We start from the raw sequence: 25,121 nt of genomic DNA, 5'->3' as shown, positions 1-25,121 counted from the left end.
CTTTCCTTCTAATCTTTAAAGTTAATTTCTTTTATTTTTTTATAATCATCTTTTGAATAAATAACTGCATAATAGTTTTTTTGGTCATCGTATCTAATGAGATAATTTACTGGATCAGCAATAAATTTTAATCTCATTTTTTTATAATCAAACTCTTTCAAATCAAGTCTTATAAACTCAAAATCCCAAGTTAAAAGGTAAAAATTGCTATTTTTGTCTATTGCATAACCGCTTAAATTTTGTTGTTTATTTTCTGCAATATTTATATAAACAATATCTATATTTTTAGGATATTCAATCTCTTTTATTTGTATATTGTTATTTTCTTTTTTTAAATTGAAAAGTCTATTTTTATTATCTATTATTAAATATCCTAAATCAAAAGGTTTAATATTTGTAGTTTTACCCCAAATATTTTTTACAGGATATGAAAAATCTACTTCTTGTAATTTTTTATTTAATTCCTTAGAATCTTCCTTTAAATGGTCATTGTCAAAATCATAAATTTTTGCACCATCTTTAAAAATACCAAAAAATTCTTCTGGAAATTTAATCATGCCTTCATTAGTTTGAGGATTAAAAAGTGGATAAAGTTCAGTCTCTTGTTTTTTTAGTAATTTATAGTTGTAATCAAATCCTAATTTCGAATCTTTGATTTCATCTTTGGTAAAAACTCTTTCATTTATAGTAACTGGAAGTTTTTTCTGAATATCCAAATCTCTCCAATAAACAAAAGGAAGATATGATTCATACTCTTTTTGTAAAAAAGTTATATCATTTTTTATTCCATACTCAAATCTATGCTCTCCAAAATTCTTTTGATAAATAAAATCTCCTAAAATATCTGAATAAAAAATGTAGTATTTATAAAACTCTTTTTGATAATTCTCTTTATAATTTAAAAAAGATGAAGATAAAAGAATAAAAGAGATAATAAAAAAGCCAATTTTATACAATATTGTTAATCTTTGTTGTTTTACACTATAAAAGCTATCGAGTAAAATAAATGGCGAAAAGATTAAAATAGTGAATAAAATAAAAAAATCATTTATAAAAAATTGTTCTTTTACAAATATGAATAAAAATAAAACCAAAACTAAAGCTTTTAAAAATAAAACTTTTTTATTTTGTTCTAAAATCAAAGCTGAAACTAAAATATAAGAAATTATAGAAATAAGACTAAAAGCTAAAGTATCTTTAAATATTATTTGCACAATTTCTTCTGGATAATAATGTGCAGTAATTGTCAATAAACATAATGAAATGAAAGTGCAAAAAAGTACAATAAAAATTAAACCAATAAAAATATGAGAAAAAACTATTTGAATCAAATTTAAAGGTAGATGAATAGTTACTTTTACTCTTTTTTGAATAAGTTCTGGTAAAAACTGAAATAAAGCGAATAAACAGCCAAAAATGAGATAAAAAAATATTAAATCAAAATAAGGTTTTTGTTCTAATTGAACAAATCGATACCACATCATAGATTCAGGTTCAACTGTTGAAAACTCGAAGTTTAACCTAAATGTAAAATATCCTAATATTATTATTGAAATTAAAACTGAAAATGATAAAAAAGCTTTAGTTTTTAGCCATTCTTTTATAAAAATTGATTGAAACATTAGTATTTCCCTACATATCCCAAAAATTTGTCTTCAAAATCAACTTCTAATTCTTCTAATGAATCAAAGTTTTCAAATGTATAAATTTTTTTGTAATTTTTATGAGATTCAACTCTATGTACATTTTTTAAATCTATTTGTTCATTTTCATTTAATTTATAACATCTAAAATTTTCTATAAAATCTTTCATACTACTTTTATAAACCTCTTTATCTTTTTGTATGATTGCGATGTCATCAATCAAATCAACTAAATCACTCATAATATGTGAAGTAATAAGTACAGTTTTATTTGTTTCTTTTACATAATCTTTTAAATAATCAATAAATAATCTTCTGTATCCTGCATCAAGTCCCATTGAATAATCATCAAGAATTAGTAGTTTTGCATCCTGAGCAAATAAAAGTCCTAAAATTACTTGTGATTTTTGCCCAAAAGATAAAGTTGAGAGTTTTTGATTATGATTTAAATTCATAAGATTTATTAACTCATAAAAAACTTTTTTATTCCAATTTTGATAAAAGGGTGCAAAATATTTTTCTATCTCTTTTATGCTCATAAAATCATAAGTTATAAATCCTTCATATAATAAAGCAATATTTTTTTTTGTTTTTGCACTCAAATTATGAGATGGCTCTCCAAAAATCAAACATTTTCCACTATTTGGTTTTAAAAAGCCCATTAAAATATTTATTAAAGTAGATTTTCCTACACCATTTTTCCCTAAAAGACCAAAAATAGTGCCTTCTTTTATTTGTAAGTTTAGATTTTCATAAATCTTTTTAGAATTATATGAATAAGATAAATTTGAGATATCTATTACTATATCGCTATTTTTCATTTGATTTACAAGAACTCTTTCCGCAATTACAACCATTATTTTTAAAAATTTTTTTATATAAATAAAATAGTGCACCTAGCGTAATAGCTAATAAGATAATATTTTCCATAATAATTCCTAAAATTAAAATATCTGATAAATGATATCAAAATAAAGCTTTAGTAATAGTAATTATTAATTTTAGTATATTTAATTGTTTTGAAAAAAAGCAATTATAAAAGTATAATATTTTGAATTTGGTTTGGGATTTGAAAAATTTGAATTAAAAAGAAATATATAAGTGGTGGGTCATGAAGGACTCGAACCTTCGACCACTCGGTTATGAGCCGAGTGCTCTAACCAGCTGAGCTAATGACCCACGATGGCGGACAGTGAGGGATTTGAACCCTCGGTACCGTTGCCAGTACGTCTCCTTAGCAGGGAGGTGGTTTCAGCCAACTCACCCAACTGTCCATTCTTCAGCTGTCTGAATTTATTTTAATAAAATCAGGACGGGAATTATAATAACATATCTCTTAAATATGACTTAAAATGTGAAAAAGGGATATTAAATGCTTTTTAATATCTCTTCTACAACTTTTTTTGGATTATCTGATTTGTAAATAGGTCTTCCAACAACTATAAAATCTACTAAATTTTCTTTTGAGAAAGCAATATCAGCAACTCTTTTTTGGTCACCACTATCTTCTCCAAAAGGACGAATTCCTGGACATAAAGTAATAAAATCTTTTGAAGTGTTATTTTTTATATCTAAACTTTCAAAAGCTGAGCATACAACCCCATCCATTCCTGCTTCAAAAGTATCTTTTGCAAATTGTCTTGCTTTTGTTTCTATATCTTCATTATAGATTGCTTTAAAATTTTCATTATCGAATGATGTAAGAGCAGTTACAGCTAAAACTAAAGGTTTATTTGGAATATCCTTTATTCTTTCCATAACTGTTTTCATAGCAATAATTCCAGCACTTGCGTGAACATTAAACATATCAATTATTCCAAATTTTGATATATCTTCAGCTGCATCAGCCATTGTATTTGGAATATCGTATAGTTTTAAATCTAAAAATATTTTAAAATTTGGATTTATAGCTTTTAACTCTTCTAAAAACTTTTTACCATCTCTTAAATAAGTTCTAAACCCAACTTTTAACCATACATCAAAATCTTTTAATTGTTTTACAAGGTCTAGATTCTCTTTTGCCGTTTCTAAATCTAAAGATACACATAGTTTCATAGCTTTATTCATTTTAAGCCTTTACTATTTTATCAAGTAAACCATTTATAAATTTTGGAGCACCATCACTAGCTAATCTTTTTGATAGTTCGATAGCTTCATTTATAATTATTGCTTTTGGTAAACTTTCAAATAAAATTTCATAAATTGCAAGTCTTAAAATAGATTTTTCAACAGAACCTATATCTTCTAATGTTCCCTGATTTAAGTTTGAAACTATATTTTCATCGATTTGGCTTAAGTTTTTGATAGTCCCATTAAATAAATTAAGTGCAAAATCTTTTTGATTATTTCTTATTTTTTTCTCTTCTAAAATTTCATCTACAAATTTAGTAATACCATCATTTCCTAAATCATAAGCATATAATAGACCAATAACAGACTCTCTTGCTTGTGTTCTAGTTGCCAAAATTATTTCCCCATTTCGTTATATAAATCTAACATTTCAATAATAGTAACCATAGCTTCAGCACCTTTGTTACCAACTTTTGAACCAGCTCTTTCAATTGCTTGTTCTATTGTATCAGTTGTTAAAACACCATTTGATACAGGTTTTCCATATTTTAGTCCAACTGTTGCGATACCTTTTGTAGCTTCAGCACTAATGTAATCAAAGTGTGGAGTTGCTCCTCTTATTACTGCACCAACACAACAAACAGCATCATATTTTCCACTTGATAACGCTTTTTCTAAAGCAAATGGTATTTCAAAAGCTCCTGGAACTAAAATTAAATCTAAATTATCTTCATTTCCACCATGTCTTTTGAAAGCATCACGTGCACCTTCTACTAGTCTATCTGTTATTATGTGATTAAATCTACCATTTATAACGGCAATTTTTTCATTTCCTTTAAGTCTTAAAACACCTTCTATTACTTTCATCTGTTTCTCCAAAATTTGTTTAAAAATAAGGTATCAATTATACCCTAAAGCTTCTTTGATTGCAAAAATCTCATTCATAGTTTTATATAAATCATCAATTTGTAGCATATTTGGTCCATCACTTTTTGCAGTTTTTGGATCAATATGTGTTTCAAAGAAAAATCCATCTACACCAACACTTGCTGCTGCTCTTGCCATATATGGTACAAAAGAGCTATTTCCTCCTGTTGTTCCACCAGTACTTGGTATTTGTACACTATGTGTTGCATCAAAAATTACTGGAGCATATTGTCGTAGAAGTATAAGGTTTCTCATATCCACAACTAAAGCACCATATCCAAAGGTATTTCCTCTTTCACAAAGCCAAACACCAGCTTTTTGCGAGTTTTCATAAGATACTTCGTCTATTCCTCTTGTATTTAATACTTTTTCAACTGGGTGTTTCATAGCATCAGCTGCAAGGAATTGTCCTTTTTTGATATTTATTTTTGCAGGAGTTTTTGCAGCTGCTACAAGTAAATCTGTTTGTCTGCATAAAAAAGCAGGAATTTGTAAAATATCTATGATTTCTCCAGCAGGAGCTGCTTGATATGATTCATGAATATCAGTTACAACTTTATATCCAAACTCTTTTTTTATCTCTTCAAAAATTTTTAGTCCTTCATCAAGACCTGGTCCTCTAAATGAACTTAAACTTGTTCTATTTGCTTTATCAAATGAAGCTTTAAAATAAAATTCTACTCTTTTATCTTCACTTAAAGGTTTTAATTTTTCAGCGATTTTCATCACCGTATCTCTATCTTCAAGGACACATGGTCCTGTCATTATTTTTAACATTTAAAAAATCCTTCAATTTTTTTTAGTGGATACTAATAATCCACTCATAATAATCAAGATTATACCTAAAACTATCAAAAATGAAGGAAAATTATCTCCTAAAATAGTCCCTAAAATTATTGAGAAGGCTATGTCACTATATGAAATAGTGCCGATTATTCCAGCTTTTGCAAAAGAATATGCTTTTGTCATAAGAATTTGTGCTAATGTTGCAAAAGTTCCTAAAAGTAAAATAAATATCCAATCACTTAGCTGTGGCATAACAAAAGTTGCTAACATAAAATCAAGATGAGGGTTTGTATAAAAATTTCCAATTATCATCAAAATTAGTGGTCCAAGTGCTCCTATTGCCATAAAAGATAAAACTATTGCTCTTGAATCATAGTATTTTCTAAGTTCTCTCACAGAAGTATATGCAAGTGCCGCTCCTATTCCTGAAAGTATCCCTAAATAGTCACTTTTTTCTAAATTTGTTCCATTAAATTCAGTGATAAATAAAATTCCAATAAATCCTATAAAAACACCAGTCCAGCCTCTAACACCTAATTTTTCTTTTAAAAATATATAAGCAAAAATTGCTGTAAAAATTGTAGAAGTTTTGGAAAAAGTCATAGCTTCACCTAAAGGAATATTTGAAATATTATAAAAGAAAAATAAAAGGGCAACAAAACCAATAAATCCTCTAAATATCAATAACCAAAATTTTCCACCAAGTTGTTTTAATGGAGAGCGATAAATAGATATTAAAATAAATATTACTCCAAAAATATTCCTAAAAAATACAACTTCTACCGAGCTCATAGAGTTACTTAACTGTTTTGCAGCAACACTCATAAGTGCGAATAAAAATGAAGCAAGAAGTATATATTTTATTCCTTTTGATAATTGTTCATCCAAAATAATTCCTTAATCGTATAAAAATGCGATTGTAGTGCTTATGCTATTAAAACAAGGTAAAAAATAAAGCTTTTTTTGGATAATATTAGCCTAAAAATGACTATATTATAGGAAGATTATGGAATATTTAAAAATTGTTGGTGGAAAAGATATTTCAGGAAGTGTAGAAATATCTGGAGCAAAAAATGCTGCTTTACCTTTGATTGCTTGTACAATTTTAGGAAAAAATGAGATTACAATTGGTAATTTACCAAATGTTGTAGATATAAATACTTTTTTAAAACTTATTTTAAAACTTGGTGGAAACTATGTAAAAGAAGAAAATAGTGTAAAAATAAATACTTCAAGTATCAATAATACAACAGCAACTTATGATATTGTAAAAACTATGAGGGCTTCAATTTTAGTTTTAGGACCATTATTAGCTAGATTTGGGCATTGTGAAGTTTCGCTTCCAGGAGGTTGTGCAATAGGTCAAAGACCAGTTGATTTACACTTAAAAGCATTAGAGCAAATGGGTGCAAAAATAGAGATTCTTCAAGGATATATAAAAGCAACAGCACCACAAGGATTAAAAGGTGCAAAAATAGTATTTGATAAAGTAACAGTTGGTGGAACTGAAAATATAGTTATGGCAGCTGCACTTGCATATGGAACAACAACTATTATAAATGCAGCAAAAGAGCCTGAAATTGTTCAACTTTGTGAAGTTTTAGCAAATAGTGGTGTTAAAATAGAAGGAATAGGTACTTCGAAAATTATAATTGAAGGAACAGGACAAAAATTAATCGATATAAAACCTTTTGATGTAATTCCTGATAGAATAGAAGCTGGGACTTATATGTGTGCAGCTGCAATTACAAATAAAAAATTAAAAATAAATAAAGTTATTCCTTTACATCTTGAAGCAGTTATTTCAAAACTTGAAGAGATGAATTTTGAAGTATTACAAGATGAAAATAGTGTGACAATTTTACCAACAACTGAGATAAAACCTGTAAATATAATCACAACAGAATATCCAGGATTTCCAACAGATATGCAAGCACAATTTATGGCACTTGCAACCCAAGCAAATGGAACTAGTACTATTGATGAAAGATTATTTGAAAATAGATTTATGCATGTTAGTGAACTTTTAAGACTTGGAGCAGATATTCATCTAAATGGAAATATTGCAACAATTAATGGAAAAACTGGAAATTTACATGGAACTGATGTTATGGCAACAGATTTGAGAGCTTCATCAGCATTAGTTTTAGCTGCACTTGTAGCAGATGGTGAAACAAATATTCATAGAATTTATCATCTTGACAGAGGATATGAAAATCTTGAAGGAAAATTATCACTTATTGGTGCAAATGTAAAAAGATGTAAAGAGGAGTAATTTTGATTCAAACACTAAAAAAAATATTTTTTTCAAAAGAAAACTTTGAAAGTGATGAATTTGATATGTTTATAGAGATTTTAGAATCTTATATGAAATCAAATCATCCAAAGATAAAAATAGATTATAGTGTTTCTAAAGATTTTAAAAATGAGACAAATTTAAAAGTTAAAAAAAGTTTGATGATAGAAAATGTTGTCAAACAATTTTTAAATTTTGAATATACAAAAACAACACAAAAATCAATTCCAAAAGATAAATTTTGGCAAGGATACAATTTAAATTCAGTAACAAGTTTTAAATATCCAACTGATTGGTTAAAAAGAAAAGAATTTGTTTATAGAAGAGATGATAGATGTTGTAATAGATGTGGAAAAGTTTTAAATGAATTGACAGATGTTCATACAGCTTTTGTAAAAGAGATAAAAGATGGTGGAACTTTTCACTTTGAAAATATTATAATTTTATGTTTTGATTGTTATAAAATTGTAAATTTTAATCAAAATGATTCAAAGGGAAATTTACATATTTCTTTAAATGATAAATTATTGAGTTTAGTAAAAAACTAAGATTTTTTTATTCTTAAATCCAATTTATGGCACATTTTCACTCCATATAAATATATTATCCACGAAACATAAATCCAAAAAAATGTAAAAAGTAAAGTTGCAAGAGAACCATAAATAGTTGTGTAAGTTTTATTATAAATTACATAATAAATAAATAAGTTTTTAGAGATACTTAAAACTGCTAAAGTAAAAAATGATGATATTAAAGCCGCGTAATTGTCTATTCTTTTATTTGCACTTAATTTAAATAAACTAAAAAATATAAACCAAGTAAATATAAAAGATATAGAGTTTCTCAAGAAATCATTTTCTAAAAATGACAAAACAAAAGTTAAGATGACAAAAAATAGAGGAAATATTATAAAAAATAAAGAATAAATAAAAAAAGACAGTATAACAGGACGTCTTACTGTTTCATGAATTTTATTTACAATATAATCATAATCTTTAAAAAACATCACAAAAACAAATATCATATAAATAATTCCTAAAAATCCTAATTTATTTGAGTTAGAAATATAGTTTTCTAAGGCTTCAATTATATCTTTTGAGTGAGTTGGATTTATAAAATTAAATAGATAAATCGTAAAAGTATTCATATAATCATGAAATTCTGGGAAATTTGAAATAATTGCTATTGCTAGAGCAATTATTGGTAAAATAGAGAAGATAGTAAAAAAACTTAAACTCGCTGCGTAGTAAGTTGTATCATCATTAAAAAACGAATCAACAGCAAGAATAAATTTTTTTAAAAGACTTATATTACCATCTTCTTTTTGCATAACTAAATTATAATCCCATTTTAAAAGGATTTAAGATGTTATTTGGGTCAAAAGCTTTTTTGATACTTCTAAATAGATTCATCTCAGCTTCAGTAAATGCGATATTCATAAATGGTGCTTTTGAAAGTCCAATACCGTGTTCTCCACTTAAAGTTCCACCTAAATCTACAACATATTGAAAAATTTCTTCGATAGCTTTGTGTCCATCTTCCATCTCTTTTTCATTTGTTTTATCTTTAACCATAACATTTACGTGGATATTTCCATCACCTGCATGACCAAAACATGGAACGTTGAAGCCATATTTTTCACCAATTTTATAGATTCCTTCTAATGCAATTGGTAATTTACTTCTTGGAACAGAAATATCTTCATTTAATTTTTTTGTTCCATAAATCATAGTTGCTGGACTTGCATTTCTTCTTGCAAACCAAAGTTTTTTGCTCTCTTCTTCATCACTTGCTACTATAAAATCAATAGAACCATTTTGTGCAAAAGAGTTTTTTAAAGTTTCTAATTGAGAGTTTATTTCATCTTCACTACTTGCATCAACATCCCCAACTAAAATTCCACCTGCATTTTCAGGAAGGCTAATATGAGGAAATTTTTGTTTTAATGCTTTAATTACAAGTGCATCTAAAAATTCCATTGCAACAGGATTAGCACCAGCAGCAAGTGATTTAAAAACAGCTGTCATAGCACTATCAACGCTAGGAAAAACTCCCATATATGTCTTTTTGAATTTTGGTTTTGGAATTAGTTTTAAAGTAATTTCAGTGATAACTGCTAAAGTTCCTTCACTTGCTATTAAAATTCCAGCTGTGTTATAACCTGCTACATCTTTAATAGTTTTTTTACCAGCAACTATAATATCTCCATTTGGAAGAACAGCTCTTAATGCCATTACATAATCTTTTGTAATACCATATTTTGCAGCTCTCATTCCACCTGCATTTTCACTTACATTTCCTCCAAGAGATGAATACTCTTCACTTGCTGGATCTGGCGGATAAAATAGTCCTACTTCTTCAACTGCTTTTTGAAATTGCATATTTATAAGTCCTGGTTGAACAACTCCAACCATATTTTCCATATCGATTTCAAGTAGTTTATTCATATGTCTTTCAAGTGAAAGAATAATTCCACCATTTGCAGGAAGTGCACCACCAGTAAAACCTGAACCAGCTCCTCTTGGAACGATAACTATTTTATGTTCATTACAATATTTTAAAATATCACTAACATCTTGTTCGTGTCTTGGAAAAACTACAGCATCAGGTTCAAATCTACTTCTTGTTGCATCATAACAAAAAGCAATTAAGTGAGCTTTATCACTTTTTATATTTTCTTCACCAACAATAGAAGTTAAATAATCTAAATGTTTTTTATCAATCATTATTTTAATCCTAAAATTTGCTTATAATAATCATCATAACCTAAATCTTCTTTATCAGAGAAAAATGGAATAGATGAAAAATCAATAAGAGGTCCTTTTATCTCTTCAACTCTTGTATAAAATGGCATTTGTTTTTCTTTTATATTTACAGGGAAACTATAAACATCCAATATAGCGAATGTTTTTGTATCAAGAATATATACTTTACTATCTAATACAAAGAAGATTGTTCCTAAGTTTTGTTCAATTGCAAATTTTTGAATATCTTCTTTTGTTGGGAAAGGTTGATTATTTACTTTTAGTTTTGTAGCAAAAATATCTGAATGAATAAAGTTATTTTGTCTAAAATCACTTCTTACAGCTTGGAAACTATCATAATCAGGTGCAATTAATAAAGATTGATTATACATATAATTTAAAACAATTACATCATTATTTGTTACAACTCTTTTTGTAGTTGGAATAGCATCTTGTTTTAAATCATCAAAAGGAAAATATTCAACAACTGACGAAGTAGGAGTTGAACTGATAACTTTTGCATTTGCAACAATTAATCTTTTATCATTATCATAAATATGTACAACAATACCAGATTGTCCAACAGTTAAATTACCAACATCAATTGTACTTTGGTTATCTTTTAGATTTACAACTTTTGCACCAATAGGTTTGATTGAAAACTCTTTTTTAGAATAGTTTAAACTATTTGCATAAGTTTTAGGTGTATTTGATAAAGCTTGATTTGTATTTTTATAAAAATAGTATGAATAGCTAAGTTTATTTTGAGATGTTGTAACTTGAATATCTAAAATATCCCAACCAGATTTTTTCATATCATTTAAAGTCAATTTTCCTTCACAAATTCCACCATCAAGTTTTGAAGTTTCAATTTGAGAAGGTAAATCTAAACCATTTTTATAACAAATAGTTTCATCAGCTAATAAATTACTTGAAAGTAGAGATATTGCACCTAAAAATAGAGCTTTGTTAAACGTTTTTTTCATCATTTTTCCTATTAGTTTGATTGTAATTCTTGAAGTTTAGTTCTAACTTCATCAACATGTAAAATTTCGATTTTTTCACCTTTTACACTTTTTGTTTTTCTGACACTTACTTTATCCCAAAAAGCTGCAATTTTTCCTTCAGGATTTATAATAAAAGTGCTTCTTACTACACCCATAAACTCTTTACCCATAAATTTTTTCAGTTGCCAAACACCAAAATCTTGACATATTTTTTTCGTTTCATCAGATAATAAAGTTATTGTTAAGTCATATTTATCAATAAATTTTCTGTGTTTTTCTGTATCATCAGGACTTACTCCTATAACAACAGCATCTAAATCATCAAAAAATGAGTGTTTATCTGTAAAATCGCAAGCTTCAGTTGTACAACCAGGAGTTAAATCTTTTGGATAAAAGTATAAAACTATCCATTTTCCTGCTAAATCTCTTGAACAAATCTCTACATCATCTTGATTTGGAGCACAAAAACTTGGTGCATTATCTCCAATTTTTAACATAACTTTTTTCCTTTATTTTATTGCTATAAATGTTGCAAAATTTACCCATTTAAAAATAGTTTCACAATGGCTAAATCCAGCATCTTTTATCATTTTTTTATTTTCATCTTCAGTATAAGGTATTAGTACATTTTCTAAAGCTTCTCGTTTTTGTGATATTTCAAATTCACTATAACCTTGAGTTTTTTTAAACTCATAATATTCATCAATGCACTGTTTATTGAGGTTAGAATTTGTTGAAATAACTTTTTCACTAAAGATAAAAATACCTTTTTCATCTAATGAATCATATATTTTTTTTACTAATTTTTCTCTTTGTAATGGTCTGATAAATTGTAAAGTATAGTTTGAAAGAATAAGTTTTGCATCATTGTATGTTACATCATGTAAATCAGCATTTATTAACTCGATTTCAACCCCAAAAGCTTTAGCTTTGTTTGAAGCTCGTTTTAGCATTGCATCAGAGTTATCAATACCTATTAATTTTAAATTATGTTTACAATGTTTGCTTAATTCAATTAAAGTTGAAGCAGTAGAACATCCTAAATCATAAACTTTGTCATTTTCACTTAGAAAATTGCAAGCAAAATTTATTGATAATCTTTGCATCTCTTTATAAAAAGGAACTGATCTATTTAGCATATCATCAAATACGCTAGCTACTTCTTCATCAAATTCAAACTGTTTTGTAATTGATTTATTAAATACTTTATCTATCATACTTATATTTTATCTAAAAGAGTTAAAATTTTTATTTAATCAAAGAAAAATAGTTTTTTGAGACTTCAATATCATCAAGAATCTGTTTTTTTAGTTCTTCAAAACTATCAAATTTTTGATTGTCTCTAACTCTTTTTATAAATTTTATTTGAATATTATGATTATTTACTTCTATATTTTTATCTAAAATATGAGTTTCAACTGCATAATTTCCATCAGTTGTAGCTCTATGCCCTAAAAAACTAACTGAAGAGTATTCAATTTCATCAACAATAGTTTTTGATATATAAATTCCTTCTTTTGGAAGTAAAAATTCATCAATTGTTAGATTTATTGTTGGAACAAAGTTTGTAGTTCCTAATCCTTGACCTTTTTGTAAAAAACCATAGATTTTATACTCTTTTCCTAAAAGTTTATTTGCAAGTTCTATATTTCCATCTTTTATAAATTCTCTAATAGTTCTTGAATGTACAGCGATATTATCAACTTTTATTTCAGGAATAATAATAACTTCTCCATCAAAAAGCTCTTCTAAATCTTGCGTTGAACAACTTCTATTTTTTCCAAAACAAAAGTCATAACCAACAACTATTTTTTCTAATTTTGGAAACTCTTCTTTGAGTAATTTTATAAATTCCATTCCTTCAAGTTTTTTTATATTATCAAGAACGTAGTAATAAATTGGATATTTGCTATATTCTTGTCTATAACTTTTTGGAGTTAAGTTTGCAAAACCTGATTCTATTGAAACAATGGCACCATTTTCACCTAAATTTTTAAAAAGTTCTTGATGTGCTATATGCATACCATCAAATCCACCAATTGCAATAGCTGTAATTGTATTTTTATTTACTAAAATAGAAGAACTCTTCAACATTTCCATCTTTTCCTTGTAGTTTACTAATATTTGAATATTTTAAAGTCCAATTTAAAATATTTGTTTTATTTAAAAAGTTATCTCTTGCTTTTTGTATTGCATTATTATCTTTTACAATACCTTTTTTATCTCTTTTCACATTTGTTCCAACTTCAAATTGTGGTTTAAAAAGGATAATTATATCTTTTGAGGCAAGAGTATTTATAGCATCAATTATGTTTAGTATAGAGATAAATGATACATCACAAGTAACTATATCAAAAATTTCGTCACTTTCAAAATTTCTAATATCAGTATTTTCAAAAAAGTTTATTTTATCGTTATATTTTATTCGTTCGTGGAGTTGATTTGTTCCAACATCAACGCAAGTTACTTTTTTTATCTCATTTTCTAATAAAATTTGTGTGAATCCACCAGTGCTACTTCCTATATCTAAAGCATTTTTATCTTTTAAATCAAAGTTTTTTAACTCTTGTAAGAAAAATTTTAATTTATAAGCAGCTCTTGAAACATAAAAGTCATCTTCTAAGAGTTCAATTTTGTGAAAATCCAAAACATTAAAAGATGGTTTTGTTATAATCTCACCATCACATTTAACTTTATTTGATTTTATTAGTTCAGTCGCTTTATTTCGACTTTGTATATTAAAATTAGTAGTTAAGTACATATCTAGTCTCATAGGCGGAATTATATTTGAAATTTGTTCAAAAAGAGTTTAGTTACACTATTGAAGAGAAAAAATCAAAATTTATATCATATTTATTTCCTTATTCAAATTTTGATGAGGTTATGAAAAGATTAAGAGAAGAACATCCAAAAGCAGTTCATTTTGTATATGCTTATAGGTATTTAAATGAATTTGAGCAAATAGTGGAAAATAGTAGCGATGATGGAGAACCAAAAGGTACTAGTGGGAAACCAACTTTAGCTGTTTTAAGTGGTGCAGATATTGTAAATAGTGCAGTTGCTATTGTACGATATTTTGGTGGAACAAAATTAGGAACAGGTGGATTAGTTAGAGCATATTCAAATAGTGCCAATGAAGTCATAAAAATTAGTGAGTTAAAAGAGTATAAAAAATTAATAATAAAACTATTAGAAATTGATTATAATGAGCTTTCTCAATTAGAATACATCTTGAATCAAGAAAATATAAAAATAATTTCAAAAGATTTTGATATGAATGTAAAATTAAAGATTGAACTCACAAATGAAGAACTTAATGATATAATCCCTTTACTTTCGAGAAATATTAAGATAATATAAATAATTCAAGATAATATCTGGAGTTATTTATGAAAAAAATATTTATAGTTTTATTACTTATTTTTTATGTTCTTAATTTATATTCAAATGATGAAATAAATATCAATTTTAAAGATATAAAAGTTGATGATTTAATAAAAATAACCTCAAAAATAACTAAAAGAAATATTCTAGTAACACAAATCATAAATGAAAAAGTTGATTATATTCCAACACAAAAAATTACAAAAGAGAATTTATTTGATATTTTAGAAACAACACTAAAAGAAAAAGGGTATTTTTTAGTTGAAGAAAATGGTGTATTAAAAGTAAAAAAAATAGAAATAATCAAAGAAGAAGAACAGTTTACAGAAGTTATAGGTTTAAAAAATGTTGATGGTGCAAATATTATAAAAATTTTAGATGATGTTGTAAATAAAAAATATATTAATAAACCAACAAAACCTTTTGTTTCTTTGGATTTAGAATCTAACTCATTAGTAGTTATTGCATCAAAAAATGAATTAAAACAGATAAAAGATTTGATACAAGAACTTGATAAAGAAAAAGCTCAAGTTTATGTTCAAGCTAAAATTATAGAAGTAAATAATGAACTTGTTAATAAAATAGGAATTTCTTATGGAATTATAAATACAAGTGTAAGAAGTGATGGAATAAATGCAATTTCTTCAAATTTAAATGGTGGTTCAAGTGCAATAAAAGAAGCAGTTGATACTTTGGGAATAAAAGTAAGTGACTTAAATATTAAATCAGGACTTGCTTTGGGAGCCAGTTTAAACTTACTTCAACAAAATGGTGCTTTAGATATAGTTTCTGAACCATCAATTTTGGCAATAGATAATAAAGAGAGTTCTATATATGTAGGAGAAAAAATTTCAGTTGAAATTTCTAGTACTTTAACTGATGGTGGATTACAAAGAACAAATTATGAAAGAGAAGATATAGGACTAACTCTTAAAGTAAAACCAAGAATTTCAAGTGATTCAAAATTGACTTTGGAAATAAATACTTTATTAGAAGGTGTAAAATCAACTTCTGTTTCAGCTGGACAAAATCCTGATACTTTAAAAAAAGAGATAAAAACAGCAGCTATTTTAAATAATGGGGAAAGTGTAATAATAGGAGGTTTAATAGAAAATAAGAATGAAACTATAGAACAAAAGGTTCCAGTTTTAGGAGATATTCCTCTTTTTGGAGAACTATTTAAAAATGATTCAAAAATGAATAAAAAGAATAACTTAGTCATAATAGTAACCCCATATATGATTCCTAAATCAAAAGACATTACATATATAAGAGAACAATTAAGTGAACTAAAAAAACTTGAAGACAAATATTTACAAGACTCTTTAAGTGCTATAAAAAATAATAAAAGTGATTTTATTGCTGAAAATAATAAAAATAGTAACGAAAATAATCATGAAAAAGTGGTAAAAGAGATTTTAGGGTACTAGTTTATAATTATTATTTATTTTTATTTTAATATATAACTATATAGAATAAATATATCTAACGAAACTTATATTTATTATTAATTAAATATCAAGATATATAGTGGCTGATTAATAGAAAGATAAGATAAGATAAGATACTCCATTGATTAAAAAATGAAATAAATTTTTTTGTTTTATTCATATTTTAATTTACTAAAAAAAAATGAAGAATTATGTTGGCTAATTAATAGAAAGATAAGATAAGATAAGATAATAACTTGTTGAAATAATAAAAAATAATTTTATTACTTATGTGAATATTTTATATTATTTAAGGAAATATAATGAATAAAATTTATAACTTATTAATTAAAAGTATAAAGCATATTGAAGTAGAATGCAACAAATATAAAAAGAAAGAAGAAGATATTTCCTCCCAAAGACTCTTAAAAGATATTTTATTTGATTTACATGAAATAAGAAGAGCTATCGAAAATTCCAAAAAGCAAAAAAACAAGTAATAAAAAGGACGCACAATGTTAAAAAATCTTAACACAAGAAAAAAATTGTTTTTATTTCCTACACTATTTATCTTAATAGTAATAGGTTCTGGGTTTGTATACAAATACTATAGTGATATGGCAGCAGCAAGAAATAATGCTGCAATTTCAACAGAAGAGTTTATACAACAAAATTTAAAAGGAAGAATTTCTGTTTATCAATATTTAAGAAGTTCAACGCAAGAAAATAGTAAAAAAGTTTTGAGCGATTTTCAAAAATTAATTGAAGATGTTTCTCAAGCTAAATCAACTTTTTCTTTGAAAGAAAATAGGGATTTATGTGATGATATATTGGCTCTTGTAAAGAACTACATAACAGCTTTTGATTCTTTATCAAAAGAAAAAGTAAAAAGTATCACAACTGGTTTTGAATCAGAAGAGTTAATAAAAATATCTTCAAAAATGGCAGAAATTGGTTTAGAAATAGAGAATAAAATACAAGATATAAATAACAATGCAATAATTTTAAGAGAAGAAGCTTATAAAACTTTGGATAGAGATTTAGGAATTTTAGGAGTTATAGCAATAATAATATTTATACTAATATCGGTACTTATTTCAAGTAATATAGTGAATTCTTTAGAAAAATTTAAAGAGGGATTATTATCATTTTTCTCATATTTAAATAGAGAACGAAGTGATGCAAGATTAATAGAAATGGCTTCAAAAGATGAATTTGGAGAAATGGCAAAACTTGTAAATGAAAATATTGTAAAAACGCAAAAAGGTATTGAAGAAGATAGAAAGCTAATAGATGAAACAATAGCTGTTTTAGGAGAGTTTGAACAAGGTGATTTATGCCAAAGATTGAATATAGACGTATCAAATCCAGCCTTAACTCAACTAAAAAATGTATTGAATAAAATGGCAGACAATCTAGAAAATAATATAGAAAATGTATTAAATATCTTGGAACAATACTCTAATTATAATTACTTAAATAAGATATCAACTAAAAATCTAAAAGAACATTTATTGAAATTAGCAAGTGGAGTAAATAGTTTAGGTGATTCAATAACAGAAATGCTAGTAGAAAATAAAACAAATGGATTAACTTTGGATAAAAGCTCAAATATGCTTTTGGTAAATGTTGATAAACTAAACTTAAGTTCAAATGAAGCAGCCGCATCTTTAGAAGAGACAGCAGCTGCACTTGAAGAGATAACTTCAAATATAAGAAATAATACAGAAAGTATTGCTCAAATGTCTAAGTTATCTGCAAATGTTACAACTTCTGCAAATCAAGGTGAGAATCTAGCAAATCAAACAACAACTGCAATGGATGAAATAAATAATCAAGTTAATTTGATAAATGAAGCAATAAGTGTAATTGATCAAATAGCATTTCAAACAAATATTCTTTCACTCAATGCTGCTGTTGAAGCTGCAACTGCAGGTGAAGCAGGAAAAGGATTTGCTGTTGTTGCTCAAGAGGTGCGAAACCTAGCAAGTAGAAGTGCGGAAGCAGCAAGAGAGATAAAAACAATAGTAGAAAATGCAACAATAAAAGCAGATGAAGGGAAAGAAATAGCCAATAATATGATTGAAGGGTATAAAGAGTTAAATCAAAATATCTCACAAACAATAAATTTAATTTCAGATATACAAAATGCTTCAAAAGAACAGTTGCTTGGAATAGAACAAATAAATGATGCAGTAAATCAATTGGATCAACAAACACAACAAAATGCAATGGTAGCAAGCCAAACGCATGATATTGCAATAGTAACAGATGAAATATCAAAACTAATAGTAAGTGATGCAGATGAGAAAGAGTTTACTGGTAAAGATAAGGTAAAAGCGAAAGAAATTGAAAAAAGAGCAACAAAAAAAACAAAACAAATAGAAAAAGTTGAAAAAACTACATCAAAAAAAGAGATAAAAGAAGTTTCAACAAAATCTAAAAATGATGATTGGGAAAGCTTTTAAGCTTTTTCTCGAATTATCTTTTTAATAAATCTTCGATACAATCCTAGAAAAAAATCAAGGATAAGTTATAAAAAGATTTAGAAAAGTACATATAGAAATTACAAATATTTGTAATTTAAAATGTACATTTTGTCCTCCTAAAATATTGCCAAATAAAACTATGACTTTAGATAAGTTTGATAAATTAAATTTGGAACTAAAAGAGTTTACAACTGAACTTGCATATCACATAGTTGGAGATCCTTTAGTTTTATCAAATTTAGATGAATATTTAAATATTAGTTCAAAACATAATTTAAAAGTAAATATCACAACAACAGCAAATAATATAAATGAAAAACATTATGAAACTTTGTTAAATCCAACAATTAAGCAGATAAATTTTTCGATTAATTCATACAATGCAAATTCTCATAAAAAATCTTTAGATGAATATTTAGAACCAATTATAGAGTTTGTAAAATTTGCACAAAAGCAAAAGCATGAATATTTTATAAACTTTAGAATTTGGAATTTAGATGAAGAAAATAGTGCAAAAGAGTTTAATTTAAAAGTTTTTAACAAAATAAACGAAGCTTTTGATACAAATATCGATATTGAAGATATTTATAAAAATAGACCTAAAAATATAAGAATAGATAGGAAAATATTTTTCAATTTTGATGAATATTTTAATTGGCCAAATTTAGAAAATAAAGAAGTTTCAAAAAGTGGATTTTGTTATGGTTTGGATTCACATTTTGGAGTTCTATCAAATGGAGATGTTGTACCTTGTTGTTTAGATAAAGATGCAATCATAAATTTAGGGAATATTGAAGATAATAGTTTGAAAAATATTTTGACTTCAAAAAGAGTAAAAGATATACAAAATGGTTTTAAGAAAGATATTTTAGTAGAAGAATTATGCCAAAAATGCGAATATAGAACTAGATTTGATAAAGGATAAATAATGAATGAAATAGAAATTATCTTAAAAAGTATAAAAGATTTTTTTACAAGTCCAATGTTAAAAATTGCAATTGTACCTTTAATTGTAACAATGATTATTTTATATGCACTTTTTTTTATGGCGGCTGATTTTGGTTTTAGTGCATTAAAAGAGGTTGCAGTTGCTTCACAAAATGGACAAGAAGTTGTTATTGATGAAAATGCACCTTTTTATTTTGTTTGGTTAACTTATGTGATAGTATTTTTGTTCAAATATTCATTTGTATCTTGGATAGCTGGTTTTTTATTTTATACAGTTGGAACGATTTTGATTTTACAAATTTCAGTTATTTTAACTTTAATTGTAATTGGTTTTTTAACACCATTGATTTTACAAAATTTACATAAAAAATATTATTCTCATTTGCAACTTGAAAGTTACGGAACATTGAGTTTATCGTTATGGGTTTTATTTAAAAATTTATTTATGATGATTTTTTTATTTCTTCTTTTAATTCCTGTTTATTTTGTACCAGTTTTAAATGTAATAGCTTTTGCTTTGCCTTTATATTATTTCTTTCATAAACTTTTAAATTTTGATGTAAGTTCTACAATTTTAAGTAAAAATCAATATAAAATCATCTATGAAAAAGAGGCAAATAATTTTAGACTAAGAACACTATTTTTATATTTTATTTCTATGATACCTTTTGCAACGCTATTTAGTGCAGTATTTTTTGTGATATATTTGGGACATTCATATTTTATAGAACTTGAAAAAATGAATAATAATTCATTAAAATATATGTAAATTTGTTTACAAATGCTATATATTGTATAAAATATATACAGCTTGTATGAAATTAATCCATTTTTTTTTTGTATAATATCGATACTGTAAAGGTTTGATAGAGAAAGTTTAACATATTTTAAACTTTTTTATAGTATATTTTTCGGCTTTACTAGGGAATATAGACGAGATTAAAATAAAGGAAAATGATGGGGAGCAATTTAGACTTACTAACTTCTTTTAAAGATAACTGTGGGTTTGGTTTAGTTGCTGATTTAAAAAGTAGACCAAGTCATAAAAATTTAGAAGATGCAATAACTTCACTTGAAAGAATGATGCACAGAGGTGCAGTAGCAGCTGATGGTAAAACAGGAGATGGTTCTGGATTATTATTGTCAATGCCTGATTCTTTTATGAGAAAAATAGCAACACAAAAAGGTGTTGACTTACCAGAAATTTATGCAGTTGCAATGATATTTACGCAAGATTTTGAAGAAGATATAAACACATTTAAAGACTTCTGTGAAATAAATGATTTAAAACCAGTTTTAACAAGAGAAGTACCAGTTGATACAGATGCTTTAGGACAACAAGCATTGGAAAGTTTACCTAAGATTGTTCAAGTATTTGTAGTTCCAAATACTTTAATGTCATCAAAAAGATTTGATGCAATGTTATATTTAACAAGAAAAGAGTGTGAACATAAATTAATTAATAAAAAAGATTTCTATATCCCTACATTTTCATCTAAGGTAATAGCCTATAAAGGGCTAATTATGCCTACACATATTAAACATTTTTATATAGATTTAAGAGATGAAGATTTTAAAATTTCTTTTGCTTTATTTCATCAAAGATTTTCAACAAATACTTTACCTTTATGGAGATTAGCTCAACCATTTAGAGCAATAGCACACAATGGTGAGATAAATTCAGTTGAAGCAAATAGATTCAATGTTGAAGTAAAATCAGAACAATTAAAATCAGAAATTTTTTCAGAAAGTGAAATGAAAAGATTACTTCCAATTTTACAAAATGTAGGTTCAGATTCTACATCTTTGGATAATATGTTTGAATTTTTATTAGCAAATGGAGTAGACTTTTTCAAAGCAGCACGTTCTTTAATTCCTGCTCCTTGGCAAAATGCACCATATATGGATCCAAACTTAAGAGCTTTTTATGAATATACATCAACAACAATGGAAGCTTGGGATGGACCAGCAGCAGTTTCTTTAACTGATGGAAGACATATTGGCTGTTTAATTGACAGAAATGGTTTAAGACCATCTAAATATATAATCACAAAAGATGATAAATTATACATTACTTCTGAGTATGGAACATTAGAAATAGAAGATGATAATGTATTAGAAAGAGGAAGATTACAATCAGGACAAATGATTGCACTTGACCTTAAACATGGAAAAATTTTAAAAGAAAATGATATTAACGATTATCTAAAATCATCTCAACATTATTCAAAATGGTTAAATGATGATATGGACTATATTCAAGAATATCTTGAAGATACATTTTTAAATTTAAAAGATTATAAATTAGAAAATATAGAGAAAAAACAAAAATATTTTAATATTACTTATGAAGTGTTAGATCAAGTAATAGAACCTATGGCAAAAGATGGAAAAGAACCAGTTGGTTCAATGGGTGATGATACACCATTAGCATGTTTTTCTCAAGTAAATAGAAATTTTACAGACTTTTTTAGACAAAAATTTGCTCAAGTAACAAATCCACCAATTGACCCTTATAGAGAAAAAGTGGTTATGTCACTTGAAACTGGATTTGGAAAAGTTCATAATGTTTTAGCAGAAAAACCAGAATTTGCAAGAAGATTAAAAGTTTCTAGTCCTATTTTAATGAAAGAAAAATATGATGTTTTATACTCTTTTGGAGATGAAAAATCACCAAGATATGATGAATATTATAAAAATAAAGTTTTCCATACAACATTTAAATCTGATCTGAAAAAATCTTTAGAAAAGTTAGCTTCTAACATAATAAAAGAAGTTAGAGAAAATGATATTTCAGTTGTAATTTTAGATGATAGAACAATAAATGAAAATGAAAAAGTAATTCCTTCAGCAATGGCAGTTGGTTATATAAATCAAAGATTGCTAAAAGAAGAAATTAGACATCAAGTATCTATCGTTGCAGTAACAGCAGAAGTTTATGATCCCCATATGGCAGCAGTTTTAATAGCTTTTGGTTGTACAGCAATTTATCCATATATGATGTATGCTTCAACAGTTTCATTTTTCCAAAAACAAAAACCAACAAAATATGAAATGCAAAAATATCTTAAAAATACTCAAAAATCAGTAAATGCAGGTTTACTAAAAATCATGTCAAAAATGGGTATTTGTACAGTAGCATCTTATAGAAATTCTGGGCTTTTTGATATTATTGGATTAAGTGATGAAATTATAAATGATTGTTTTACAGGTGCTCATAGTGAATTATCTGGATTAACTTATAGTGATATAGAAAATAGAATAGATAAATCTCATTTTAATGCATTTAAAGAAGAAAATTCAATATTCCCTCTTGATTTAGGAGGATTTTATAAATACTCAAATGGTGGTGAATATCACGATTATGGACCAGCAACAACAAAAGCTATGCATAATAAAATAGCTACAAAAAAAGAAGATATTACTGATTTTGATGGATTAAGAGAATTAGTAAAAAATAGAGATAAAAAATTTATTAGAGATTTTTTAGAATTTAACTCAGATAGAAAACCAATAGATATTAGTGAAGTTGAATCAAAAGAAGATATTTTCAAAAGATTTGCAACTGCTGCTATGAGTTTAGGTTCTATTTCTCCTGAAGCTCACGAAGCTATGGCAACTGCTATGAATACAATTGGTGGTATGAGTAACTCTGGTGAAGGTGGAGAAGATGCTGCAAGATTTGGAACAATTAAAAATTCTAAAATTAAACAAGTTGCATCTGGAAGATTTGGTGTAACACCTGCATATTTAAGAAGTGCAGAAGAGTTACAAATTAAAGTTGCTCAAGGTGCAAAACCAGGTGAAGGTGGACAGTTACCAGGACATAAAGTAACAGGACTTATTGCTACACTTAGACATACAGTTCCTGGTGTTACATTGATTTCTCCACCACCGCACCATGATATTTATTCTATTGAAGATTTAGCACAATTGATTTTTGACTTAAAACAGATAAATCCATTAGCAAAAATTACAGTTAAACTTGTTTCTTCTATTGGAGTTGGAACAATAGCTGCTGGTGTTGCTAAAGCTTATGCAGATAAAATCATTATCTCTGGTGGAGATGGAGGAACAGGAGCTGCTCCTTTAACTTCTATCAAACATGCAGGAAATCCTTGGGAAATTGGTTTATCTGAAGCTCATAATGCTTTAAAATTAAATCATCTAAGAGAATTTGTTCATGTTCAAACAGATGGTGGATTAAAAACTGGACTTGATGTTGTAAAAGCTGCGATGTTAGGAGCTGAATCTTATGCATTTGGAACAGCTTCTTTAACTTTGCTTGGATGTAAAATTTTAAGAATTTGTCATACAAATAAGTGTTCAGTTGGTGTTGCAACTCAAGATGAAAACTTGAGAGATTTCTTCACTGGAACAGTTGAAAGATTAATTTCTTACTTTACATTTATTGCTGAAGATGTAAGAGAAATTCTTGCAAGCTTAGGGTATAAATCAATTGAAGAAGTAGTTGGAAGAAGTGATTTATTAAAAGTAATTGATGATGAATTTGCACAAAAATTTGACTTCCAAAATATTTTAAGAAAAGTTGATGGAATTGATACTTGTCAAAAAGAGACAAATGCTCCTTTTGATAGTAATAAATTTGAAAAAGAGTTATTAAAAAAAGTTCATAGAACTATTGAAAATCCAAGTTCACCTGTAAAAGTTAGTTCAGAAATTTCTAACTTAAACAGATCTTTTGGAGCTTTAATATCTGGTGAAATTGCAAGATATTATGGAGATAAAGGGCTTCCTGAAAACTCTATTACTCTTAACTTAAAAGGAGTTGCTGGACAATCATTTGGAGCATTTTTATCAAAAGGTATGAATTTATACCTTGATGGTGTAGCAAATGATTATGTTGGAAAAGGTATGAATGGTGGAAAAATCATTATAAATCCTGCTCAACAAGGTTCAAATTTTGCAGGTGCAGGAAATACTTGTTTATATGGTGCAACTGGTGGGAAACTTTATGTAAAAGCAGCAGTTGGTGAAAGATTTGCTGTTAGAAATTCAGGAGCTATAGCAGTTGTTGAAGGAACAGGAGATAATCCTTGTGAATATATGACTGGTGGAATAGCTGTAATTTTAGGAAATACTGGTATTAACTTTGGTGCAGGTATGACTGGTGGTTTAGCATTTGTTTATGACCCAGAAAAACATTTTATAGATAATATGAATCAAGAGCTAATAGAATCAGTGAGAATTGATACAGATGATACTGAAAGAGAAAGATTATATTTAAAAAGATTATTGTTAGATTATTTACATGAAACACAAAGTGAAATAGCTGAACGTATCTTACAAAACTTTAGAGCAGAAATTAGAAACTTCTGGATGGTAAAACCAAAAAATATGACAGTATTACCACTTGATCCAGATAAGGGAGATTAA

Annotated in this window: 24 protein-coding genes and 2 tRNA genes; 9 read left to right on the top strand and 17 right to left on the bottom strand. The window is 26.7% G+C overall.

What is annotated here, in order from left to right:
* Nucleotides 1-8: 8 nt before the first annotated feature.
* From B0175_RS07445 to B0175_RS07400, 10 genes are all read right to left on the bottom strand, one after another.
* On the bottom strand, nucleotides 9-1,622 hold the full coding sequence (locus B0175_RS07445; RefSeq protein WP_108527994.1) for a DUF4857 domain-containing protein: 1,614 nt from the start codon (nucleotides 1,620-1,622) through the stop codon (nucleotides 9-11).
* The gene (locus tag B0175_RS07440) at nucleotides 1,622-2,464 is read right to left on the bottom strand and encodes an ABC transporter ATP-binding protein (protein ID WP_108527993.1); all 843 of its coding nucleotides are present in this window, start codon (nucleotides 2,462-2,464) and stop codon (nucleotides 1,622-1,624) included. The genes B0175_RS07445 and B0175_RS07440 overlap by 1 nt, the downstream gene beginning before the upstream one ends.
* Nucleotides 2,454-2,573, bottom strand: a complete 120-nt coding sequence (locus tag B0175_RS07435; protein WP_108527992.1) for a FeoB-associated Cys-rich membrane protein — start codon at nucleotides 2,571-2,573, stop codon at nucleotides 2,454-2,456. Before B0175_RS07435 ends, B0175_RS07440 begins: the two co-directional genes overlap by 11 nt.
* A gap of 172 nt (nucleotides 2,574-2,745) precedes the next feature.
* Nucleotides 2,746-2,822, bottom strand: a tRNA-Ile gene (locus B0175_RS07430).
* A 4-nt stretch (nucleotides 2,823-2,826) separates the two neighbouring features.
* Nucleotides 2,827-2,917: transfer RNA gene (locus B0175_RS07425), tRNA-Ser, on the bottom strand.
* Between the two features lie 94 nt (nucleotides 2,918-3,011).
* Nucleotides 3,012-3,710 (bottom strand): orotidine-5'-phosphate decarboxylase, encoded by a 699-nt coding sequence (gene pyrF, locus B0175_RS07420; protein ID WP_108527991.1) that lies wholly within the window; start codon nucleotides 3,708-3,710, stop codon nucleotides 3,012-3,014.
* A gap of 1 nt (nucleotide 3,711) precedes the next feature.
* On the bottom strand, nucleotides 3,712-4,107 hold the full coding sequence (gene nusB, locus B0175_RS07415) for a transcription antitermination factor NusB (protein ID WP_108527990.1): 396 nt from the start codon (nucleotides 4,105-4,107) through the stop codon (nucleotides 3,712-3,714).
* Nucleotides 4,108-4,109: 2 nt separating this feature from the next.
* On the bottom strand, nucleotides 4,110-4,580 hold the full coding sequence (gene ribH, locus B0175_RS07410; RefSeq protein ID WP_004511225.1) for a 6,7-dimethyl-8-ribityllumazine synthase: 471 nt from the start codon (nucleotides 4,578-4,580) through the stop codon (nucleotides 4,110-4,112).
* Between the two features lie 33 nt (nucleotides 4,581-4,613).
* Complete coding sequence (gene kdsA / locus B0175_RS07405) at nucleotides 4,614-5,417, bottom strand: 3-deoxy-8-phosphooctulonate synthase (RefSeq protein ID WP_012147798.1); 804 nt, start codon at nucleotides 5,415-5,417, stop codon at nucleotides 4,614-4,616.
* A 12-nt stretch (nucleotides 5,418-5,429) separates the two neighbouring features.
* Nucleotides 5,430-6,314 carry a DMT family transporter gene (locus tag B0175_RS07400; RefSeq protein ID WP_108527989.1) on the bottom strand — a complete coding sequence of 295 codons (885 nt, stop codon included), beginning with the start codon at nucleotides 6,312-6,314 and terminating at the stop codon, nucleotides 5,430-5,432.
* A gap of 118 nt (nucleotides 6,315-6,432) precedes the next feature.
* Here B0175_RS07400 and murA point away from each other — a divergent pair, with 118 nt between their 5' ends.
* On the top strand, nucleotides 6,433-7,701 hold the full coding sequence (gene murA, locus B0175_RS07395) for a UDP-N-acetylglucosamine 1-carboxyvinyltransferase (protein WP_108527988.1): 1,269 nt from the start codon (nucleotides 6,433-6,435) through the stop codon (nucleotides 7,699-7,701).
* 2 nt (nucleotides 7,702-7,703) lie between these two features.
* Nucleotides 7,704-8,270: an HNH endonuclease gene (locus B0175_RS07390; protein ID WP_108527987.1), complete on the top strand. Its 567-nt coding sequence runs from the start codon at nucleotides 7,704-7,706 to the stop codon at nucleotides 8,268-8,270.
* Here B0175_RS07390 and B0175_RS07385 read toward each other — a convergent pair.
* Genes B0175_RS07385 through tlyA form a run of 7 tightly spaced genes read right to left on the bottom strand, consistent with a single transcriptional unit; the run spans nucleotide 8,267 to nucleotide 14,246 of the window.
* Nucleotides 8,267-9,052, bottom strand: coding sequence for a YihY family inner membrane protein (locus B0175_RS07385; protein ID WP_108527986.1), 786 nt, complete (start codon nucleotides 9,050-9,052; stop codon nucleotides 8,267-8,269). The two genes, B0175_RS07390 and B0175_RS07385, sit on opposite strands and share 4 nt — an antisense overlap.
* A 7-nt stretch (nucleotides 9,053-9,059) precedes the next feature.
* Nucleotides 9,060-10,448: an FAD-binding oxidoreductase gene (locus B0175_RS07380; RefSeq protein WP_108527985.1), complete on the bottom strand. Its 1,389-nt coding sequence runs from the start codon at nucleotides 10,446-10,448 to the stop codon at nucleotides 9,060-9,062.
* Nucleotides 10,448-11,452: a plasminogen-binding N-terminal domain-containing protein gene (locus tag B0175_RS07375; RefSeq protein WP_108527984.1), complete on the bottom strand. Its 1,005-nt coding sequence runs from the start codon at nucleotides 11,450-11,452 to the stop codon at nucleotides 10,448-10,450. Before B0175_RS07375 ends, B0175_RS07380 begins: the two co-directional genes overlap by 1 nt.
* Nucleotides 11,453-11,463: 11 nt before the next feature.
* A complete protein-coding gene (gene bcp, locus B0175_RS07370; RefSeq protein ID WP_004511217.1) occupies nucleotides 11,464-11,970 on the bottom strand; it encodes a thioredoxin-dependent thiol peroxidase in 507 nt (168 codons plus the stop codon).
* Between the two features lie 12 nt (nucleotides 11,971-11,982).
* A complete protein-coding gene (cmoA, locus tag B0175_RS07365; RefSeq protein ID WP_004511216.1) occupies nucleotides 11,983-12,690 on the bottom strand; it encodes a carboxy-S-adenosyl-L-methionine synthase CmoA in 708 nt (235 codons plus the stop codon).
* A gap of 31 nt (nucleotides 12,691-12,721) precedes the next feature.
* Nucleotides 12,722-13,567 (bottom strand): bifunctional riboflavin kinase/FAD synthetase, encoded by an 846-nt coding sequence (locus B0175_RS07360; RefSeq protein ID WP_108528011.1) that lies wholly within the window; start codon nucleotides 13,565-13,567, stop codon nucleotides 12,722-12,724.
* Entirely contained in the window at nucleotides 13,536-14,246 is a 711-nt protein-coding gene (gene tlyA, locus B0175_RS07355; protein WP_193220940.1) for a 23S rRNA (cytidine-2'-O)-methyltransferase TlyA, read from the bottom strand. The genes B0175_RS07360 and tlyA overlap by 32 nt, the downstream gene beginning before the upstream one ends.
* 14 nt (nucleotides 14,247-14,260) lie before the next feature.
* Here tlyA and B0175_RS07350 point away from each other — a divergent pair, with 14 nt between their 5' ends.
* The 7 genes from B0175_RS07350 (at nucleotide 14,261) to gltB (ending at nucleotide 25,121) form a co-directional block, all read left to right on the top strand.
* Complete coding sequence (locus tag B0175_RS07350; RefSeq protein ID WP_108527983.1) at nucleotides 14,261-14,833, top strand: YigZ family protein; 573 nt, start codon at nucleotides 14,261-14,263, stop codon at nucleotides 14,831-14,833.
* A 29-nt stretch (nucleotides 14,834-14,862) separates the two neighbouring features.
* Nucleotides 14,863-16,287, top strand: a complete 1,425-nt coding sequence (locus B0175_RS07345; protein ID WP_108527982.1) for a type II secretion system protein GspD — start codon at nucleotides 14,863-14,865, stop codon at nucleotides 16,285-16,287.
* A gap of 323 nt (nucleotides 16,288-16,610) precedes the next feature.
* Nucleotides 16,611-16,787, top strand: coding sequence for a hypothetical protein (locus B0175_RS11255; RefSeq protein WP_210004312.1), 177 nt, complete (start codon nucleotides 16,611-16,613; stop codon nucleotides 16,785-16,787).
* Nucleotides 16,788-16,802: 15 nt separating this feature from the next.
* Nucleotides 16,803-18,755, top strand: a complete 1,953-nt coding sequence (locus B0175_RS07340; RefSeq protein ID WP_108527981.1) for a methyl-accepting chemotaxis protein — start codon at nucleotides 16,803-16,805, stop codon at nucleotides 18,753-18,755.
* 67 nt (nucleotides 18,756-18,822) lie between these two features.
* On the top strand, nucleotides 18,823-19,701 hold the full coding sequence (locus tag B0175_RS07335; RefSeq protein ID WP_108527980.1) for a radical SAM/SPASM domain-containing protein: 879 nt from the start codon (nucleotides 18,823-18,825) through the stop codon (nucleotides 19,699-19,701).
* Nucleotides 19,702-19,704: 3 nt separating this feature from the next.
* Complete coding sequence (locus B0175_RS07330) at nucleotides 19,705-20,493, top strand: EI24 domain-containing protein (RefSeq protein WP_108527979.1); 789 nt, start codon at nucleotides 19,705-19,707, stop codon at nucleotides 20,491-20,493.
* A 188-nt stretch (nucleotides 20,494-20,681) separates the two neighbouring features.
* A complete protein-coding gene (gltB, locus tag B0175_RS07325) occupies nucleotides 20,682-25,121 on the top strand; it encodes a glutamate synthase large subunit (protein ID WP_108527978.1) in 4,440 nt (1,479 codons plus the stop codon).

It is taken from the genome of Arcobacter lacus (assembly GCF_003063295.1).
Taxonomy (GTDB): Bacteria; Campylobacterota; Campylobacteria; order Campylobacterales; family Arcobacteraceae; genus Aliarcobacter; species Aliarcobacter lacus.
The sequence above is the reverse complement of the archived record's forward strand: the minus strand, read 5'-3'. Positions and strand labels throughout refer to the sequence as shown.

Coding starts and splice junctions, on each gene's coding strand:
- murA (WP_108527988.1), top strand. CDS start 6,433: ATGGAATATTTAAAAATTGTTGGTGGAAAAGATATTTCAGGAAGTGTA.
- B0175_RS11255 (WP_210004312.1), top strand. CDS start 16,611: ATGAATAAAATTTATAACTTATTAATTAAAAGTATAAAGCATATTGAA.
- B0175_RS07445 (WP_108527994.1), bottom strand. CDS start 1,622: ATGTTTCAATCAATTTTTATAAAAGAATGGCTAAAAACTAAAGCTTTT.
- B0175_RS07375 (WP_108527984.1), bottom strand. CDS start 11,452: ATGAAAAAAACGTTTAACAAAGCTCTATTTTTAGGTGCAATATCTCTA.
- B0175_RS07440 (WP_108527993.1), bottom strand. CDS start 2,464: ATGAAAAATAGCGATATAGTAATAGATATCTCAAATTTATCTTATTCA.
- B0175_RS07360 (WP_108528011.1), bottom strand. CDS start 13,567: ATGTTGAAGAGTTCTTCTATTTTAGTAAATAAAAATACAATTACAGCT.
- B0175_RS07435 (WP_108527992.1), bottom strand. CDS start 2,573: ATGGAAAATATTATCTTATTAGCTATTACGCTAGGTGCACTATTTTAT.
- kdsA (WP_012147798.1), bottom strand. CDS start 5,417: ATGTTAAAAATAATGACAGGACCATGTGTCCTTGAAGATAGAGATACG.
- bcp (WP_004511217.1), bottom strand. CDS start 11,970: ATGTTAAAAATTGGAGATAATGCACCAAGTTTTTGTGCTCCAAATCAA.
- B0175_RS07330 (WP_108527979.1), top strand. CDS start 19,705: ATGAATGAAATAGAAATTATCTTAAAAAGTATAAAAGATTTTTTTACA.
- tlyA (WP_193220940.1), bottom strand. CDS start 14,246: ATGAGACTAGATATGTACTTAACTACTAATTTTAATATACAAAGTCGA.
- B0175_RS07345 (WP_108527982.1), top strand. CDS start 14,863: ATGAAAAAAATATTTATAGTTTTATTACTTATTTTTTATGTTCTTAAT.
- B0175_RS07380 (WP_108527985.1), bottom strand. CDS start 10,448: ATGATTGATAAAAAACATTTAGATTATTTAACTTCTATTGTTGGTGAA.
- pyrF (WP_108527991.1), bottom strand. CDS start 3,710: ATGAATAAAGCTATGAAACTATGTGTATCTTTAGATTTAGAAACGGCA.
- B0175_RS07385 (WP_108527986.1), bottom strand. CDS start 9,052: ATGCAAAAAGAAGATGGTAATATAAGTCTTTTAAAAAAATTTATTCTT.
- cmoA (WP_004511216.1), bottom strand. CDS start 12,690: ATGATAGATAAAGTATTTAATAAATCAATTACAAAACAGTTTGAATTT.
- B0175_RS07340 (WP_108527981.1), top strand. CDS start 16,803: ATGTTAAAAAATCTTAACACAAGAAAAAAATTGTTTTTATTTCCTACA.
- gltB (WP_108527978.1), top strand. CDS start 20,682: ATGGGGAGCAATTTAGACTTACTAACTTCTTTTAAAGATAACTGTGGG.
- ribH (WP_004511225.1), bottom strand. CDS start 4,580: ATGAAAGTAATAGAAGGTGTTTTAAGACTTAAAGGAAATGAAAAAATT.